General features: G+C 55.1%; 15 protein-coding genes. 2 read left to right on the forward strand and 13 right to left on the reverse strand.

The genetic code is table 11. The features are described from left to right. Positions 1 to 16: 16 nt before the first annotated feature. The gene (locus ABIB59_RS03865) at positions 17 to 517 is read left to right on the forward strand and encodes a GNAT family N-acetyltransferase (RefSeq protein ID WP_169039040.1); all 501 of its coding nucleotides are present in this window, start codon (positions 17 to 19) and stop codon (positions 515 to 517) included. Positions 518 to 546: 29 nt separating this feature from the next. Here the strand turns inward: ABIB59_RS03865 and ABIB59_RS03870 are convergent, their stop codons facing one another. The 3 genes from ABIB59_RS03870 to dalD all read right to left on the reverse strand — a co-directional run bounded on the left by ABIB59_RS03870 (position 547) and on the right by dalD (position 4,754). After that, positions 547 to 1,821, reverse strand: coding sequence for an MFS transporter (locus ABIB59_RS03870; RefSeq protein ID WP_039079861.1), 1,275 nt, complete (start codon positions 1,819 to 1,821; stop codon positions 547 to 549). A 65-nt stretch (positions 1,822 to 1,886) separates the two neighbouring features. Next, positions 1,887 to 3,347, reverse strand: coding sequence for a xylulokinase (xylB, locus tag ABIB59_RS03875; RefSeq protein ID WP_108700913.1), 1,461 nt, complete (start codon positions 3,345 to 3,347; stop codon positions 1,887 to 1,889). Between the two features lie 9 nt (positions 3,348 to 3,356). Next, positions 3,357 to 4,754, reverse strand: a complete 1,398-nt coding sequence (gene dalD / locus ABIB59_RS03880; protein WP_354034066.1) for a D-arabinitol 4-dehydrogenase — start codon at positions 4,752 to 4,754, stop codon at positions 3,357 to 3,359. A gap of 200 nt (positions 4,755 to 4,954) precedes the next feature. Between dalD and ABIB59_RS03885 the strand changes: the two genes are divergently transcribed. Beyond that, on the forward strand, positions 4,955 to 5,902 hold the full coding sequence (locus tag ABIB59_RS03885) for a sugar-binding transcriptional regulator (protein ID WP_169039039.1): 948 nt from the start codon (positions 4,955 to 4,957) through the stop codon (positions 5,900 to 5,902). 32 nt (positions 5,903 to 5,934) lie between these two features. On the opposite strand, the gene hisP is transcribed toward ABIB59_RS03885, so the two are convergent. From hisP to folC, 10 genes are all read right to left on the reverse strand, one after another. After that, positions 5,935 to 6,708, reverse strand: a complete 774-nt coding sequence (hisP, locus tag ABIB59_RS03890; protein WP_039079858.1) for a histidine ABC transporter ATP-binding protein HisP — start codon at positions 6,706 to 6,708, stop codon at positions 5,935 to 5,937. Positions 6,709 to 6,715: 7 nt separating this feature from the next. After that, positions 6,716 to 7,432, reverse strand: a complete 717-nt coding sequence (locus ABIB59_RS03895; protein WP_039079857.1) for an ABC transporter permease — start codon at positions 7,430 to 7,432, stop codon at positions 6,716 to 6,718. Next, the gene (locus ABIB59_RS03900) at positions 7,429 to 8,115 is read right to left on the reverse strand and encodes a histidine ABC transporter permease HisQ (RefSeq protein WP_039079856.1); all 687 of its coding nucleotides are present in this window, start codon (positions 8,113 to 8,115) and stop codon (positions 7,429 to 7,431) included. The genes ABIB59_RS03895 and ABIB59_RS03900 overlap by 4 nt, the downstream gene beginning before the upstream one ends. An 82-nt stretch (positions 8,116 to 8,197) precedes the next feature. Next, positions 8,198 to 8,980, reverse strand: coding sequence for a histidine ABC transporter substrate-binding protein HisJ (hisJ, locus tag ABIB59_RS03905; RefSeq protein WP_039079855.1), 783 nt, complete (start codon positions 8,978 to 8,980; stop codon positions 8,198 to 8,200). Positions 8,981 to 9,231: 251 nt separating this feature from the next. Beyond that, on the reverse strand, positions 9,232 to 10,014 hold the full coding sequence (gene argT, locus ABIB59_RS03910) for a lysine/arginine/ornithine ABC transporter substrate-binding protein ArgT (protein WP_039079854.1): 783 nt from the start codon (positions 10,012 to 10,014) through the stop codon (positions 9,232 to 9,234). Positions 10,015 to 10,287: 273 nt separating this feature from the next. Then, positions 10,288 to 10,869: a UbiX family flavin prenyltransferase gene (locus tag ABIB59_RS03915; RefSeq protein ID WP_165158234.1), complete on the reverse strand. Its 582-nt coding sequence runs from the start codon at positions 10,867 to 10,869 to the stop codon at positions 10,288 to 10,290. A 102-nt stretch (positions 10,870 to 10,971) separates the two neighbouring features. Then, positions 10,972 to 12,489, reverse strand: a complete 1,518-nt coding sequence (gene purF / locus ABIB59_RS03920; RefSeq protein WP_039079852.1) for an amidophosphoribosyltransferase — start codon at positions 12,487 to 12,489, stop codon at positions 10,972 to 10,974. Positions 12,490 to 12,524: 35 nt separating this feature from the next. After that, complete coding sequence (gene cvpA / locus ABIB59_RS03925) at positions 12,525 to 13,013, reverse strand: colicin V production protein (RefSeq protein WP_039079851.1); 489 nt, start codon at positions 13,011 to 13,013, stop codon at positions 12,525 to 12,527. Positions 13,014 to 13,282: 269 nt separating this feature from the next. Next, positions 13,283 to 13,969: a cell division protein DedD gene (gene dedD / locus ABIB59_RS03930; protein ID WP_271850108.1), complete on the reverse strand. Its 687-nt coding sequence runs from the start codon at positions 13,967 to 13,969 to the stop codon at positions 13,283 to 13,285. Further along, positions 13,959 to 15,227, reverse strand: coding sequence for a bifunctional tetrahydrofolate synthase/dihydrofolate synthase (gene folC / locus ABIB59_RS03935; protein ID WP_354034071.1), 1,269 nt, complete (start codon positions 15,225 to 15,227; stop codon positions 13,959 to 13,961). The genes dedD and folC overlap by 11 nt, the downstream gene beginning before the upstream one ends. Positions 15,228 to 15,275: the final 48 nt, after the last annotated feature.

The raw sequence follows: 15,275 nt of genomic DNA on the forward strand, positions 1-15,275 counted from the left end.
CCGGAATGGCGAAACCATGATATTGACCACCGAGCGCCTGACGCTCTCTGCGTTTACCGAGGCCGACTGGTCTTTTTTCCTCGCCCTACGCCAAAGCCCGGATGTCATGCGCTTTATGGGCGCCATTGCCTGTGAAGACGATATCCGCACCCTGTTTATCTCCCGCCTGAACGATAATCACGCTCGGGTGATTCGCGACAGAAATGGCGAACCGCTGGGTGATATTGGGCTGCATATCAGTACGCACTATCCGCAGGAAGCCGATATCGGCTACGCCATTGCCCCTTTCGCACAAGGGAAAGGTGTTGCCAGTGAAGCGCTGAAAGCCATGCGGGATTATGCCTTTACGCAGACCCACGTCACCGCGCTGAATGCCTGGGTGCTGGCGGCGAATCAGGGGTCGGTGCGGCTACTGGAGAAACTGGGATTTACGCGTACGCAGGTGCTGGAAAAGGGCTATACGATTAACGGCGTGGATTATGATGACTGGGCTTACCGCCTGGAAAAAACGCGATAAGGCGCAGGGACACTGCGCCTTATGCCTGTTTACACGCTCTGTTCCACCTCTTCCGCTGAACGTCCCTGGCGCACGCGTTTGGGCTGCGGCACTTTGATGATAAAGGTCAGCACACCGGCGAAGATATAGAGCCCGGTGTAGGCCCATACCACGCCTACGATATCGAAAAACGGTAGCAGTGCGGAGGCAATCGCCGGGGCGACAAAGTTGCTCATCCCGGCTGAGAGGTTGTAGATGGAGACCGCCGCGCCTTTGTGATGCGGTTCCAGCGTCGGGAAGACCGCCGTCATCGGCACGAAAGCCGCAACAAAAATCCCCAGCATGATTGCCGGAATCAGCGCCACCGCGAAGTTATGCCCGGCATAGACCGGCAGGTAGTAAAACGTCAGGCTGGAGATGGCCATGCCCAGGCAGCCGAACCAGCGCACCTGGCGGATCCAGCCAATGTATTCCCCGGTGATCCCCCAGAAAATATTGGTGAAAATGGTGACGAAGAAGAACACCGCCCAGATTTGCAGCCATTCAGAGATGCTAAAGCCCAGCCGATCAACAAACAGCAGCGGCATCACAATCGCAAAACCAAACAGCGACAGCGTATTGATGATACGGATCAGACAGGCATAGAAGATATCGCGGTTAGTAAACAGAATGGTCGCCGCGCGGGAAAGCTCGGTCATTTTGTCGCGCAGCGGCAAATTCACCCGCGAACGGTCCACTGGCACATTGCGCAGGCTAAAGAACGCCACCAGGCCACCACAGCCGACCCAGACGATGGCAAACCACAGCGTCCCCGTTTCGCCAAACATCGGAATGGTCAGGCTTGGCAGGTAACTGCCCACCACGCCAATGCCGATGGAATACATGGCCCAGAACCAGCCTGTCGCCGCCGCCAGATTCGGGCGCGGCAGCACCTGAACCAGCATCAACATGAAAGAGTAGATAAACATCGGATAGGCCAGGCCGCGAATACCATAGAACAGCAGCATCAGCGGGTAGTTACGCATCCCCAGTCCCATCGACATAAACAGGGCATGCATAATGACCCACAGGACACAGCCAATGGTCATAGCGCGTTGCGGGGTGATGAGTTCTGCCACCACGCCGGATGCCCAGGCCGCCAGCGCTGCCGCCAGGCCGTAAATCGTAAAGACGACAGCCGACTGCGCAGGCGAGAAGCCCATATCGGTTATGTGTTTTGATAAGAATGCCATTTCAAAGCCATCGCCAGCCATAAAAATCGCGATAGCCACAAATCCCCAGAGCAGTTTTTTCGGTAAGCCAAACCAGTATTCATTAGATTGCATAACAATCTTCCTTTATAAGCCGGGAGATATGCCCCGGCGAGGGTACAGAGGCCGGGGCTAGAGGTTTAAGGCAGTAACGTGCGGGCGACCTGTTGCTGCTGATAGAGCAGCCGGAACAGCGCCAGCCGTTTCGCCAGCCATTGGCCGCGTTCAGGCTGCGGCGTAAAACGGGTGACCACCGGGGGTTTCAGACAGACTTTCGCCTCATCGCCGCCATCTGCCAGCCAGGCCAGACGCGCAGCACCCAGCGCACCGGAAGAACTTGCCGGATGCGTGACCATCGGAATGTTCAGCACATCGGCAATCAGTTGCGCCCACAGCGGGCTTCTCGCCCCACCGCCCGTCAGGCTGCACTGGCAAATCGAGGCGTTACCCAGCACATTCAGTCCATCGGCCAGCCCGAAGGTGACGCCTTCAATCACCGCGTAACCCAACAGCGCACGGCTGGTTTCATGGCGCAGATTGAAAAAACTCCCTGCCGCCAGCGGATCGTTATGCGGTGTGCGCTCCCCCGACAGATAAGGCAGGAATACTGGCGCGCGTTTCAGTTCCTCTTCCGTCAGTTGGGCAATCTCGTCCATCAACTGGCTTTCGGTGACCGAAAGCAGATTACAGATCCATCGCAGACAACTGGCGGCGCTCAGCATCACGCTCATCTGGTGCCAGCGTCCGGGGAGCGCATGGCAGAAGGCATGTACGCCAGAGTCCGGGTCTGCCTGCAGCGCATCGTTGACCACGAAAATCACCCCGGACGTCCCCAGAGAGATAAACGCGTCGCCCGGCGCCACCGCGCCGACGCCCACGGCAGAGGTGGCGTTATCCCCCCCGCCCCCGGCGACCACCACCGAGGAGCTTAAGCCCCACTCGGTAGCCAGCGCGGCACGCAACGTCCCGCTGGGCGCGCTGCCTTCCACCAGCGACGGCATCTGGCTGCGGTTGAGGTCAGTCATGGCAAGCAGTTCGTCTGACCAGTCGCGTTTTTCCACATCCAGCCACAGGGTGCCTGCCGCGTCGGACGGGTCGCTGACAAACTCACCGGTTAAACGCCAGCGCAGGTAATCTTTTGGCAGCAGTACTTTTGCCACCCGGCTGAACACGTTCGGCTCGTGACGGGCCACCCACACCAGCTTCGGCGCGGTAAACCCCGGCATAATCATGTTGCCGCTGATAGTCATCATTTCCGGATGATGCTCACTCAGCCATGCGCACTCGTCGGCGCTGCGGGTGTCATTCCATAAAATGCAAGGACGTAGCACGTTGCCATCGTTATCAAGCAGTACCGCACCGTGCATCTGCCCCGACAGACCGATGGCGCGAATAGCCGCCCACTGCTGCGGATGCTGCTGGCGCAGTTCGGTGACCACCCGACCACAGGCCTGCCACCAGGCCTGTGGATCCTGTTCCGCCCAGTGCGGATGCGGACGTTGCACCGTCAGCGCGGCATGCGCCGAGGCGACAATCTCACCGTCGCCGTCAATGAGCAGCGCTTTTAATTCTGAGGTGCCAATATCAATGCCTAGGTACATAGCGCCCCCTTACACTGCCGCCAGTTGTGATTCAGGTTGTTTTATCCACTGCTCCAACTCCGCGACGGTACGACGCAGCAGGGTTAAGAACTCTGCGGATGTCGCAAGGCCAGCAAACAGCGCGTCGTCCGCCGCCCACACCGCCAGCGGATCAGGCGCGTTGAAAACGGCGCGTACGGCATCGGGTTGCATCACGCCATCCTGATAGGTATAGGGCAAAGAACCGTCGGCCCAGCGTTTCAGGAACAGGAAGAACAGTGCAGGCAGCACAGCGGTCGCAGAGGGGACATCGCCGCGTTTGTAGCATTCGATAAGCGTCGGCGTGACCATTCCAGGAATTTTGGACAGACCGTCGGCGGCGACGCGCTGGTTAGTGTCTTTGATGTAGGGGTTGCTAAAGCGCGCCAGTACCACATCGCGATACTTCGCCAGATCGAGCGGACTTGGCGTCAGTGAGGGAATGACATCGCGTGAGACATACTCCCAGGCCATCTGACGAATGGCGCTCTGGCGGGTGCTGTCATCAATAAAGCTCAGACCAATCAACGTTCCCGCCCACGCGATGCAGCTATGGGTAGCGTTCAGAATGCGGATTTTCGCCTCTTCCCAGGGCAGTACGGATTCCACCAGTTCCACCCCTACCTTTTCGAGCGCCGGGCGGCCATTAATAAAATCATCTTCAATTACCCACTGAATAAAAGATTCGCCCATTACCGGCACCGCGTCTTTAATGCCGGTTGCCGCCAGTACCCGCTCGGCCACATCCGGTGTCGGGCGAGGAGTGATGCGGTCGACCATGGTATTGGGTGACGTGGTGTTGCTCTCTACCCACTGACGTAGTTCGGTTTCGCCCTTCGCCTGCAAGAAGGAGAGAAAGCCGTGGCGAAAGCGCTCGCCGTTATGGCGCAGGTTGTCGCAGTTCAGCAAGGTAACGGGGTTGCCATGTTGCGCAATACGCTGTTTCAGGATACGGGTCAGCGCGCCGTAAAGTGTGCGGATCCCGCCGTTCAGGTCGGCCTGAATGTCGGCCTGCTGCTGATCCAGCTCATGCTCGGGCGTCAGGTAGTAACCGCTTTCGGTAACCGTAAAGGCGATGACGCGCGTTTCGGCATCGGCACCCTGTTTCACCAGTGCGCTAATTTCGCTATCCCAGGGCAACACTTTGCGAATTGAGGTGATGGTTTCGTACTGCCGTTCGCCCTCCGGCGACACGGTTTCCAGCACATATTCACCGTTTTGCGCGGCGAGATGGCCCAGCAGCACACGGGCGTCATCGCGAATATTTCCCAACGCGATACTCCAGCGGTCATCCCCCTGCTCCATCAGTTTGTGCAGATACCACGCCTGATGAGCACGATGAAACGACCCGGCACCAATATGCATCCACACCGCTTTTTTCTCGGACATAATCATCACCTCAATTTTGAGCATTTGACAGTTTTACGGGCTTATGCCCGTTTGTTGTATGTATGTTAGTAGTGAGATGCGAAGGTTTTCTGCGAGGAAACTCACGAAAATAGCTTTTGCTCTTTAAAATGACATTTGCCCATTTTTGTTAAGCTGACCATTGCGCGTACAATGGCGGCAGGAAATTAGGGGAATGTGTGATGAACAAAGAAGAGAAAAAACAGGAACTCGCCGCCCGTGCCGCATGGATGTATTACGTGGCGGGATTAACACAACAGGATATTGCCTCGGCGCTGGGCCTGTCGCGCCAGGTAGCACAACGGCTCATTTCCGGCGCCCGCGAAACCGGGATGGTTACCGTCAATATCAGCCATCCGGTAACCCGTTGTCTGAAACTGGCGCATGACCTGCAAGAAAAATATGCCCTCAACCTGTGTCGCGTTGTGCCATCTGCCGGGCTGGAAGATGATGCCATTCAGCAGATGCTGGCCGTTGAAGGGGCACAGGTGATGGCACAATTTATCTGTGAAGAGAAACCGCAGGTCTTTGGTGTCGGCTCCGGTAAAACGCTGCGCGCCGTGATTGACGCCCTGCCGTCGCTGGAGCGACCGCAACATCAGTGCGTGTCGATGATCGGCGCCATCGCACGGGATGACTCCGGTACCCGTTACGATGTGCCGCTGAAAATGGCGGAAAAAATGCAGGGTAAGTATTTTTTCATTCCGGCGCCGCTCTATGCCGATAGCCCGGAAGATAAAAACAGTTGGTGCCAGCATCAGATCTACCAGCGCGTGGCGGCAAGAGCGCTTAACGCGGATGTCACTTTCCTTGGCATTGGCGAGGTGAAATTGGGTTGCCCGCTGAACACCGAGGGGTTTATTACCGACGCCCAGGTCAAAGATCTGGAGACGCAGCATGTCGCAGGCGAGATGCTTGGCCATTTCTTTAACCATCAGGGTGTACGCCTGGATTCCGAACTGGATGCAATGCTGACCAGTGTGCCGCTCACCAGCCACACGCAACGAAAAGTGGTCGGGTTTGCCGGAGGGGAACGTAAACTTGCCGCCATTCGCGCAGCCCTGGTCGGTGGCTGGGTCAATGGGCTGGTGACGGACGAAGATACCGCGCTGCAACTGCTGGCGGAATAAGCGGCTACCGGCGAGCGCCGGTAGCCCGAGGATTACTTAAGTGAACCTTTGAGGAACTGCTGCAGACGTGGGCTTTTCGGATTGCCAAACAGCTCATCCGGCGCGCCCTCTTCTTCAATTTTGCCCTGATGCAGGAAAATCACATGGGTGGACACATGGCGGGCAAAGCCCATTTCATGCGTCACCACCACCATGGTTTTTCCCTCTTCCGCCAGTTGCTGCATGATGCGCAGCACTTCGCCCACCAGCTCCGGGTCCAGCGCGGAAGTGGGTTCGTCAAACAGCAAGACTTCCGGTTCCATTGCCAGCGCACGGGCAATAGAGACGCGCTGCTGCTGACCGCCAGAGAGATGCACCGGGTATTTCGCCTGCTGAACACCATCAATACCCACTTTTGCCAGGTATTTCACCGCACGCTCGCGGGCCTCCTGTTTGCTCAGCCCCAGCACCTGGATTGGCGCTTCCATGACGTTTTCCAGAACCGTCATGTGGCTCCACAGGTTGAAATGCTGAAACACCATTGTCAGGCGGGTACGCAACAAACGCAGTTGCTGTTTATCCGCCACCCGCAATTGACCGTCTTTATCGCGCACCAGGTTGATGTTCTCGCCATTGACGATGATCGTTCCTTCACTTGGCTTCTCAAGAAAGTTTATGCAGCGCAGAAAGGTACTTTTACCGGAGCCGGACGAGCCAATAATGCTAATCACATCCCCGGCGTTAGCCTGCAGCGACACCCCTTTCAACACCTCATGCTCGCCGTAGCGTTTATGTAAATCGATAACGTTTAATTTATTGTCAGACATGATGTTCTCAGTGCGTCGAAGAAGGTTTTATATGCTGCAGCCAGCGTTTTTCCGCCTTGCGGAACAGGCTAATCAGCACATAAGAGATGATCAAATACAGTACTGCCGCCATACCAAACGCGGTGAACGGCTGGTAGGTCGCGGAGTTAATATCACGGGCGATTTTGAGCAGATCCGGCACCGTCGCGGTAAAAGCCAGCGCGGTAGAGTGGAGCATCAAAATCACTTCGTTGCTGTAGGCAGGCAGCGCAATGCGCAGCGCCGACGGCAGGATAATGCAGCGATACATTTTCACCGACGAGAAACCATAGGCGCGGGCGGCTTCAATTTCCCCGGCCGGTACCGAACGGATCGCCCCGGCGAAAATCTCGGTGGTGTAAGCACAGGTATTGAGCGTTAACGCCAGCACCGTACAATTGAGGCCGCTGCGGAAAAACGCGTTGAGCAGTTCCGTTCCCTTCACGATTTCCAGCGTGTACATGCCTGAGTAAAACACCAGCAACTGCACATAGAGCGGCGTACCGCGAAAAATATACGTGAACAGCCAGATGGGAAATTGAATGTATTTGTTGCTGGAGACGCGACCAATGGCCAAAAATACCGCCATGACGCCGCCCATCACCACCGAAGAGATCAACAGCCACAGGGTAATAGCCACCCCGGTGAAGCGGTATCCATCGGTCCACAACAGCGATTTCCAGTACTCCTGAATAATCTCGATCACAGGTCAGCCCTCTTCACACCTACGGAGTAGCGACGTTCGAGAAGAAGCAGTACGCCATTAGAAACGGTGGTAAACACCAGATAAATCAGGCCGCATACAACGGCAAAGTAGAACGGCTCCCAGGTACTTTTCCCGGCGAGCTGCGTGGCTTTCACCACATCTTCCAGCCCCAATAACGACACTAACGCCGTCGCTTTGAGAATAACCTGCCAGTTGTTGCCAATTCCCGGCAATGCGAAGCGCATCATGGCCGGAAACAAAATACGGCGAAAGGTCTGTGAGTTGGTGAAACCAAACGCGGTGGCAGCCTCGATATGCCCTTTCGGCACCGCCATATAAGCGCCACGGAAGGTTTCGGTGAAATAGGCACCATAAATAAACCCCAGGGTGATAATACCCGCCACCATAGGATCAATATCGAGTTGCTCCATACCCATCGCATCGGTCAGCGTGTTGAGGGCTATTTGCAATCCGTAAAAAATCAGCAGCATCAGCACCAGATCGGGCACGCCGCGAATCAATGTGGTGTAGCCTTCAAAAACCAGCGCTAACGGACGGTTTTTAGAGAGTTTTGCGCCCGCACCGGCCAGGCCAATCAGTACCGCCAGCACCACGGAACTGATAGCCAGTTCCAGCGTGACAAGGGCACCATGAAAGATAACTTGAGAAAAACCATACAGCATGCAGCCTGTCCTGTCGTATTCGTGTCTGCCGCGTCTCTTCCCCTTCCGGGCGGAAGGGGTCGCACGTTAAACACGCGTGGAATTAACCACCATAAACATCAAAATCAAAGTACTTTTTCGCCAGTTTTTCGTAAGTTCCGTCTGCACGCATTTCCGCGAAGGCTTTATTCAGCGCTTCACGCAGTTCGTTATCGTCTTTACGAATCCCCATACCGGTGCCGACGCCAAACAGCTTCTCGTCTTTAATGGACGGACCGCCAAATTTGTAGTCTTTACCCATCGCCGTTTTCAGGAAACCTTCGCTGGCGGCCACTTCATCCTGAAACGCAGCATCAATACGGCCTGCGGTCAGGTCAGAGTAGATATTGTCCTGTCCCTGGTAGGAGACGATTTCAATACCCTGCGGTGCCCAGTGAACATTACCGTACGTTTCCTGCGTGGTGCCCTGCAAAACGCCAATGCGTTTGCCTTTCAGCTTCGCGAGATCGGGAACGATGTCGGAGTCTTTCGCCACAACCAGACGAGAATCCGCTGCATACAGCTTGTCGGTGAACGAAATTTCCTGTTGGCGTTTTTCAGTAATTGAGAGAGATGACATGATGGCGTCGATTTTTTTCGCTTTAAGCGAAGGAATCAGCGCGTCCAGTGGGTTTTCAATAAAGACACACTGGGTTTTGATACGCGTACACAGCTCTTTCGCCAGATCGATGTCAAAACCAACCAATTCGCCCTGCGAATTCTTTGATTCGAAAGGAGCATAAGTTGGGTCAGTACCGATGCGGAGTTTTTGCGGAATGGCTGCGAATGCGCTAGAAACGCTGGAGATAGCGAGCACCAGAGAAAGTGATAACACCAATTTTTTCATAATTATCCTCAACAGACTGTCTTTCCTAAGGGATTTATTAGAAGAATACGGTGTCGCTATCGTGCCATTATATGGCACGGCAAGGCAAAGCATTCTGCCCGCCTGCCGGCTTTTTTTGCATGGTTTTTGCTTAACTATGCAGCGTTGCGCCATTTCGGTGCATCAGACGCACCAACTTTAAACATCACACGTATTTATGCACCATCCTGGAAAACCAAAATGGCGCATCGTTTGTCCCAAAAACAGCTGCTTTACTCGCCGTAGACGTTAAAGTCGAAATATTTCTTCGCGAGCTTATCGTAGGTACCGTCTTTACGAATTTCAGCAAAGGCTTTGTCGAAGGCCGCTTTCAGCTCGGTATCGTCTTTACGCAGACCGATCCCGGTGCCATCACCAAAGTATTTTTTATCTTTAACGGACGGACCGGCGAACGCAAAATCTTTACCGGCAGGCTGTTTCAGGAAGCCTTCGCTGGCAGCCACTTCGTCCTGGAATGCAGCATCCAGACGGCCTGCGGCGAGATCAGAGTAGATCAGATCCTGGTTCTGGTAGGCCACCACATCGATACCCTTAGTGCGCCAGTTGTCATTCGCATAACCTTCTTGCGTAGACCCCTGCAGAACCCCTACGTGTTTGCCTTTCAGAGAGTCCAGCGTCGGCACGATCGGCGAGCCTTTTTTGGCGATCAGACGGGAATCAGCAGCATAGAGTTTGTCGGAGAAAGCAATCTCCTGCTGACGTTTTTCGGTAATAGAGAGAGAGGAGATAATCGCATCGATTTTCTTCGCTTTCAGAGACGGGATGAGCGCGTCAAAATCGCTGCCAACCCAGGTACATTTGACCTTGATGCGGGTACACATTTCATTACCGAGATCGATGTCAAAACCGACAAAATTCCCTTTCGCATCTTTGGAAGAGAAAGGTGCGTATGTCGCATCAGTACCGATGCGTACAGTCTGGGGAAGCGCTGCGTAAACACTGGATGCCGCGGACAGGCCCAGCAGTAAAGACAGAGCAATAACCGTCTTCTTCATACATTACCCTCAAGTATTCTGATTTTATTTTGTGCTGCGTTGTGTTGTGTGTTGCTGCGAGTTTACTTGCACGTCTTATGCCAGATTTTTAGCGCTGAAAAACAACAGCGTTAAATTTGTTAATGAAACGTTGCAAATTGACCTTAATGGTGAAAGATAGCAGGTCCGCCGAACGAACCGGAGTGTTAACAGGGGAAAAAAGGAATTAAATGTTGAGGATATGATCGCGATTGCAAAAATGCCCTAAAAAAGGGCATCGGGCAATGATGCGCACTATCTGGAGGCATTTCCCCCCTGCCAGCGGCTGAACAGATCTTCCGGCAGAGCGATATCAAATTGATCCAGAACGCGGTTCACGGTCTGGTTAATAATGTCATCCAGCGTTTTCGGCGCATGGTAAAACGCGGGGACCGGCGGCATGATAACAGCCCCCAGTTCTGCGGCCTGCGTCATCAAACGCAGATGGCCTAAATGCAACGGTGTTTCACGCACGCAAAGCACCAGCGGGCGACGCTCTTTTAACACCACATCCGCCGCACGCGTCAGCAGGCCGTCTGTATAGCTGTGCACAATGCCAGAGAGCGTTTTTATCGAACAGGGCAATACGACCATGCCTGCGGTCTTAAATGAGCCGGAAGAGATGTTAGCAGCGATATCGCGGGCGTCATGCACTACATCCGCCATAGCCTGAACATCACGCAGAGAAAAATCGGTTTCGAGAGAGAGGGTCTGGCGCGCGGCCGGGCTCATCACCAGATGGGTTTCAATGTCCGCCACGTCGCGTAATACCTGCAACAAGCGCACGCCGTAAATCGCGCCGCTGGCCCCTGAGATCCCCACAATGAGTCGTTTCATATCCGTCGCCTTTATCTACACTGAGGCAGACTTTGCCGGATTATGCCAACAGTTGCAACTGATGAGCGCCCCCTCCGGGCGGAGAGGGCGAAAACGGGTCGATTACCCTTCGTTGTGCATCTCTAAGCTTTCGAGATCGTTCTGCATCTGCACGGCTTTCGCATCGTCGTTACGCAGCGAGTCGAGGTAGTCGAGATACCCCTGATCCACGTCTTTGGTGACATAGATGCCATTAAAGACTGAGCACTCGAACTGCTGGATATCCGGGTTTTCCGCGCGCACAGCGTCGATCAGATCGGTCAGATCCTGGAAAATCAGGCCATCAGCGCCGATGATCTGGCGAATCTCATCCACTTCACGACCATGTGCAATCAGTTCGTTCGCGGTCGGCATATCGATACCGTAGACGTTCGGGAAACGAATTTCCGGCGCCGCAGAGGCGAGGTACACTTTCTTCGCCCCGGCTTCACGGGCCATCTCAATAATCTGCTCAGAAGTGGTACCACGTACGATGGAGTCATCCACCAGCAGCACGTTTTTATCGCGGAACTCAGCGCGGTTCGCGTTCAGCTTACGGCGGACGGATTTACGACGCAGTTGCTGACCCGGCATAATAAAGGTACGGCCAACGTAGCGGTTTTTCACAAAACCCTGACGGTACGGCTTGCCAAGAATGCGGGCGATTTCCAGCGCGATATCGCAGGAGGTTTCCGGGATGGGAATAACCACGTCGATATCCAGATCTTCCCATTCACGCGCAATCTTCTCGCCAAGCTTGGTGCCCATATTGACACGCGCGCTGTAGACGGAGATTTTGTCGATGAAGGAGTCCGGACGCGCAAAATAGACGTATTCGAACAGGCACGGGTTGCTGACCGGATTATCCGCACACTGGCGGGTAAACAACTGACCTTTTTCGGTGATGTAGACGGCTTCGCCCGGCGCGATATCGCGCAGGAATTCAAAGCCCAGCGTATCGAGCGCCACGCTTTCTGACGCCACCATGTACTCAGTGCGACCGTCACCAATATCGCGTTTACCCAGTACCAGAGGACGAATACCGTTCGGGTCGCGGAAAGCAACCATACCGTGGCCGATGATCATCGCAACACATGCATACGCGCCACGGATCTGGCGGTTGGTCGCGGCGACAGCGGCGAAAATGTTGTCTGCTTCCAGCGGATAATGGCGGAAATTATCCAGCTCGCTGGCGAAAATATTCAGCAGGATTTCGGAATCAGACGTGGTGTTGATGTGGCGGCGTTTTTCTTCAAACAGCTTTTTACGCAGCTCATGAGCATTGGTCAGGTTGCCGTTATGGGCAAGCGTGATGCCGTAAGGGGAGTTAACGTAAAAAGGCTGAGCCTCGGAGGCGCTGGAGCTGCCAGCGGTTGGGTAACGCACATGGCCGATACCCATGTTGCCCTGAAGACGCTGCATATGGCGGGCTTCGAAAACATCGTTGACCAGACCATTTGCTTTGCGCAGACGGAAACAATTATTTGCATCGATCGTGATGATGCCAGCGGCATCCTGACCACGGTGCTGAAGCACCGTTAACGCGTCATAAATCGACTGGTTGACCGGCATAACACCGGCGATACCGACAATACCGCACATACGTCTTTTCCTCGTTAAGCCACATCTCAGAGCGATTACGCTCTGGGCAAGAAACTTGACGAACTTTGCAGATAGTCAAAGAACCATCTGATGATGAAACTGAATTGCGGGATAAGCTGCGACTTCTGCCAGTCTTCGCTTTTTGACAGGCCCGTAAAGGTATCGAGAAAGAACAGAATGGCGGCGACAATTAGCACCCCGCGTAGCGCGCCAAAACAGATCCCCAACACCCTGTCTGTACCCGACAGGCCGGTTTTCTCCACAAGTTGACCTATCACGTAATTGACGATAGCGCCAACAATCAGCGTCGCGATGAACAGGATGGCGATGGATATCCCATTGCGTACCAGTTCGTCTTCAAAGCCCGTAAACCAGACTGACAGGTAAGTGTAGTAATGACTGGCAACAAAGAAAGCACAACCCCATGTCACCAGTGATAACGCTTCACGAACAAAGCCGCGGATGAGGCTAACCAGACAGGAAAAACCAATCACCGCGATGATGGCGTAATCAATCCAGACCATATGTGTCCCACGATTTACGCCCTGTCATCCAGTTCGGGGCGCATTCTAACAGAAAAAGAAAACGTTTGCGTAGGGATTTCCTTCCCGCGCGTAAATAAAAATGGCGCTGAAAAAATATTCAACGCCATCGGATCTTTAGCCTCTTCGGGCGTGTTTTTGAATTCGTATTTACACCCTCACCCCGGCCCTCTCCCTCAAGGGAGAGGGAGCAAACCATCCCCTCGCCCCCTTTGGGGAGAGGGTTAGGGTGAGGGGGAACAAAACGCACGCTAGTTCGCGCTATACCCCATTACCACACCGCTCAAGCCTGACAGTTGCTTAAGCTCCTCAAGCGACCCCTTGAGTTTATCTTTTGATGCATCCGGACCGACCAGGATGCGGGTGATTTTACCCTGTACTGGCGTGGTGGGCGCAGTATAAACGCGATAACCTGCACCGCGCAGTTTACCGACAATTTCATTAACTTTGTCAGCGTTCTTAAGCGCACCCAGTTGTACCACCCAGGCTTTACCCACTGGCGCAGACTTATCCGCCGCGGGCGGCTGATCCGCAGGCGGCGTTGCCGCCACCTGTTCTGCGGGTTTCTGTGGCTGTGGCTTGGGCTTCTCAACCGGTTTTGGCTGTTCAACCTGCTTCGGCGCGACGGGTTGCATCGTGACATCCGGCGTCGTCGCCCCACTGACAGCCCGCCGGGAGGCATCCAGCGACGGCGCTGCCGCCTCGCCAGCCTGGACCTCTTCCGCTGCCCCTTCCGGCGGCTGAGCTGGGAGCGCCTGCGTGGCCGCTGGCATCATATCCGGCTCATCACGATCGCCGGGTTTGGGTACCAGAGGAATGGCGGCGAACTCATCCTGATAATGCTTTTTTTGCCCGTCCAGCAGCCCGGGCAGAATAATCACCCCGAGCGCAACCAGCACAATGGTTCCCATCAAACGGTTCTGAAACTTACTTGCCACCGGTTCTCCCCGCTTCCATCGCTTCCATGACATGTGCCACCGTATGGAATGAACCACACACCAGCACGGTATCTTCTGCTGTGGCCTCCGCCATCGCTGCCTGCCAGGCCTGCGCAACGTGTTGATACGCCTTCCCTTGCGGTAAGTGCGCCATCAACTGTTCTGCCGTCGCACCGCGTGGCCCCTCCAGAGGGGCACAATACCAGCTATCGACCACAGGCTCCAGACAGGCGAGCGTTCCGGCGATGTCTTTATCATGCAGCATGCCGATGACCGCCAGCACGCGACCGCGCTTAGGCTCTGCCGCCAGCCGCCCGGCAAGGTAAGCCGCCGCATGAGGATTATGCGCCACATCCAGAATAAGACGTGGGTTTTCAGCCACAATCTGAAAGCGACCAGGCAAAATTGCGCTGGCGATACCGTCACGAATAGCCTGCTCGCTCACCGCCAGCCCACTGGCCCGCAGTGCTGCAAGCGCCGTTGCGGCATTTGGCTGCGGCACCTGCGGCAGCGGTAAACCGCTCAACTCGCCCTGGCCGTCGCGAAAACGCCACTGGCCCTGCTCTACTTCATACTGCCAGTCTACGCCCCGGCGCATCAGCAGAGCGCCTTTTTCCACAGCCACCTCGCCGATGGTATACGGCATATCGCTTTCGCCGACTACCGCCGGTTTACCGCCCCGGAAGACGCCCGCTTTTTCGCGACCGATACTTTCTCTGTCTGGCCCCAGCCAGTCGGTATGATCAAGCGCAATGCTGGTTACCACGGCGACATCCGCATCGACCATATTGGTGGCGTCAAGACGCCCGCCCAGACCCACTTCGAGGATAACAACGTCCAGCTTCGCCTGTTTAAACAGCCACAGCGCCGACAGCGTACCGTATTCAAAATAGGTTAATGATGTTTCACCGCGCACCGCTTCAATTTCGGCAAAAGAACGGGTGTGCTCGAGTTCCGTCAGCTCCTCGCCCTGTACGCGGACGCGCTCGGTATAACGGATAAGATGCGGCGAACTGTAGACGCCCACACGATATCCGGCCGCCAGGAGAATGGATTCGAGAGTACGGCAAGTCGTGCCTTTACCATTGGTTCCCGCAACGGTAAAGACAAACGGCGCCGGTCGCAAAACATCAAGACGCGCTGCAACCTGGCTTACGCGCTCAAGTCCCAGGTCAATGGTTTTGCTGTGCAGGTTTTCCAGATAAGAAAGCCACGCGGCCAGGGGCGACGTGGCTTGCAAAATGCGTTTATTTTCCATGATGCCCGTAGGATGTTTGACGATGTAAAAAGCAAAAGGGCAGCGCCG

This window comes from Citrobacter sp. UYEF32, from assembly GCF_040546205.1.
GTDB lineage: Bacteria > Pseudomonadota > Gammaproteobacteria > Enterobacterales > Enterobacteriaceae > Phytobacter > Phytobacter diazotrophicus.

What these genes read in the sequence shown, in the direction of transcription:
- xylB (WP_108700913.1), bottom strand. Translation starts at nt 3,347, where the DNA reads ATGTACCTAGGCATTGATATTGGCACCTCAGAATTAAAAGCGCTGCTC.
- dalD (WP_354034066.1), bottom strand. Translation starts at nt 4,754, where the DNA reads ATGTCCGAGAAAAAAGCGGTGTGGATGCATATTGGTGCCGGGTCGTTT.
- ABIB59_RS03900 (WP_039079856.1), bottom strand. Translation starts at nt 8,115, where the DNA reads ATGCTGTATGGTTTTTCTCAAGTTATCTTTCATGGTGCCCTTGTCACG.
- ABIB59_RS03915 (WP_165158234.1), bottom strand. Translation starts at nt 10,869, where the DNA reads ATGAAACGACTCATTGTGGGGATCTCAGGGGCCAGCGGCGCGATTTAC.
- folC (WP_354034071.1), bottom strand. Translation starts at nt 15,227, where the DNA reads ATGGAAAATAAACGCATTTTGCAAGCCACGTCGCCCCTGGCCGCGTGG.
- argT (WP_039079854.1), bottom strand. Translation starts at nt 10,014, where the DNA reads ATGAAGAAGACGGTTATTGCTCTGTCTTTACTGCTGGGCCTGTCCGCG.
- hisJ (WP_039079855.1), bottom strand. Translation starts at nt 8,980, where the DNA reads ATGAAAAAATTGGTGTTATCACTTTCTCTGGTGCTCGCTATCTCCAGC.
- ABIB59_RS03885 (WP_169039039.1), top strand. Translation starts at nt 4,955, where the DNA reads ATGAACAAAGAAGAGAAAAAACAGGAACTCGCCGCCCGTGCCGCATGG.
- cvpA (WP_039079851.1), bottom strand. Translation starts at nt 13,013, where the DNA reads ATGGTCTGGATTGATTACGCCATCATCGCGGTGATTGGTTTTTCCTGT.
- purF (WP_039079852.1), bottom strand. Translation starts at nt 12,489, where the DNA reads ATGTGCGGTATTGTCGGTATCGCCGGTGTTATGCCGGTCAACCAGTCG.
- ABIB59_RS03870 (WP_039079861.1), bottom strand. Translation starts at nt 1,821, where the DNA reads ATGCAATCTAATGAATACTGGTTTGGCTTACCGAAAAAACTGCTCTGG.
- ABIB59_RS03865 (WP_169039040.1), top strand. Translation starts at nt 17, where the DNA reads ATGATATTGACCACCGAGCGCCTGACGCTCTCTGCGTTTACCGAGGCC.
- hisP (WP_039079858.1), bottom strand. Translation starts at nt 6,708, where the DNA reads ATGTCTGACAATAAATTAAACGTTATCGATTTACATAAACGCTACGGC.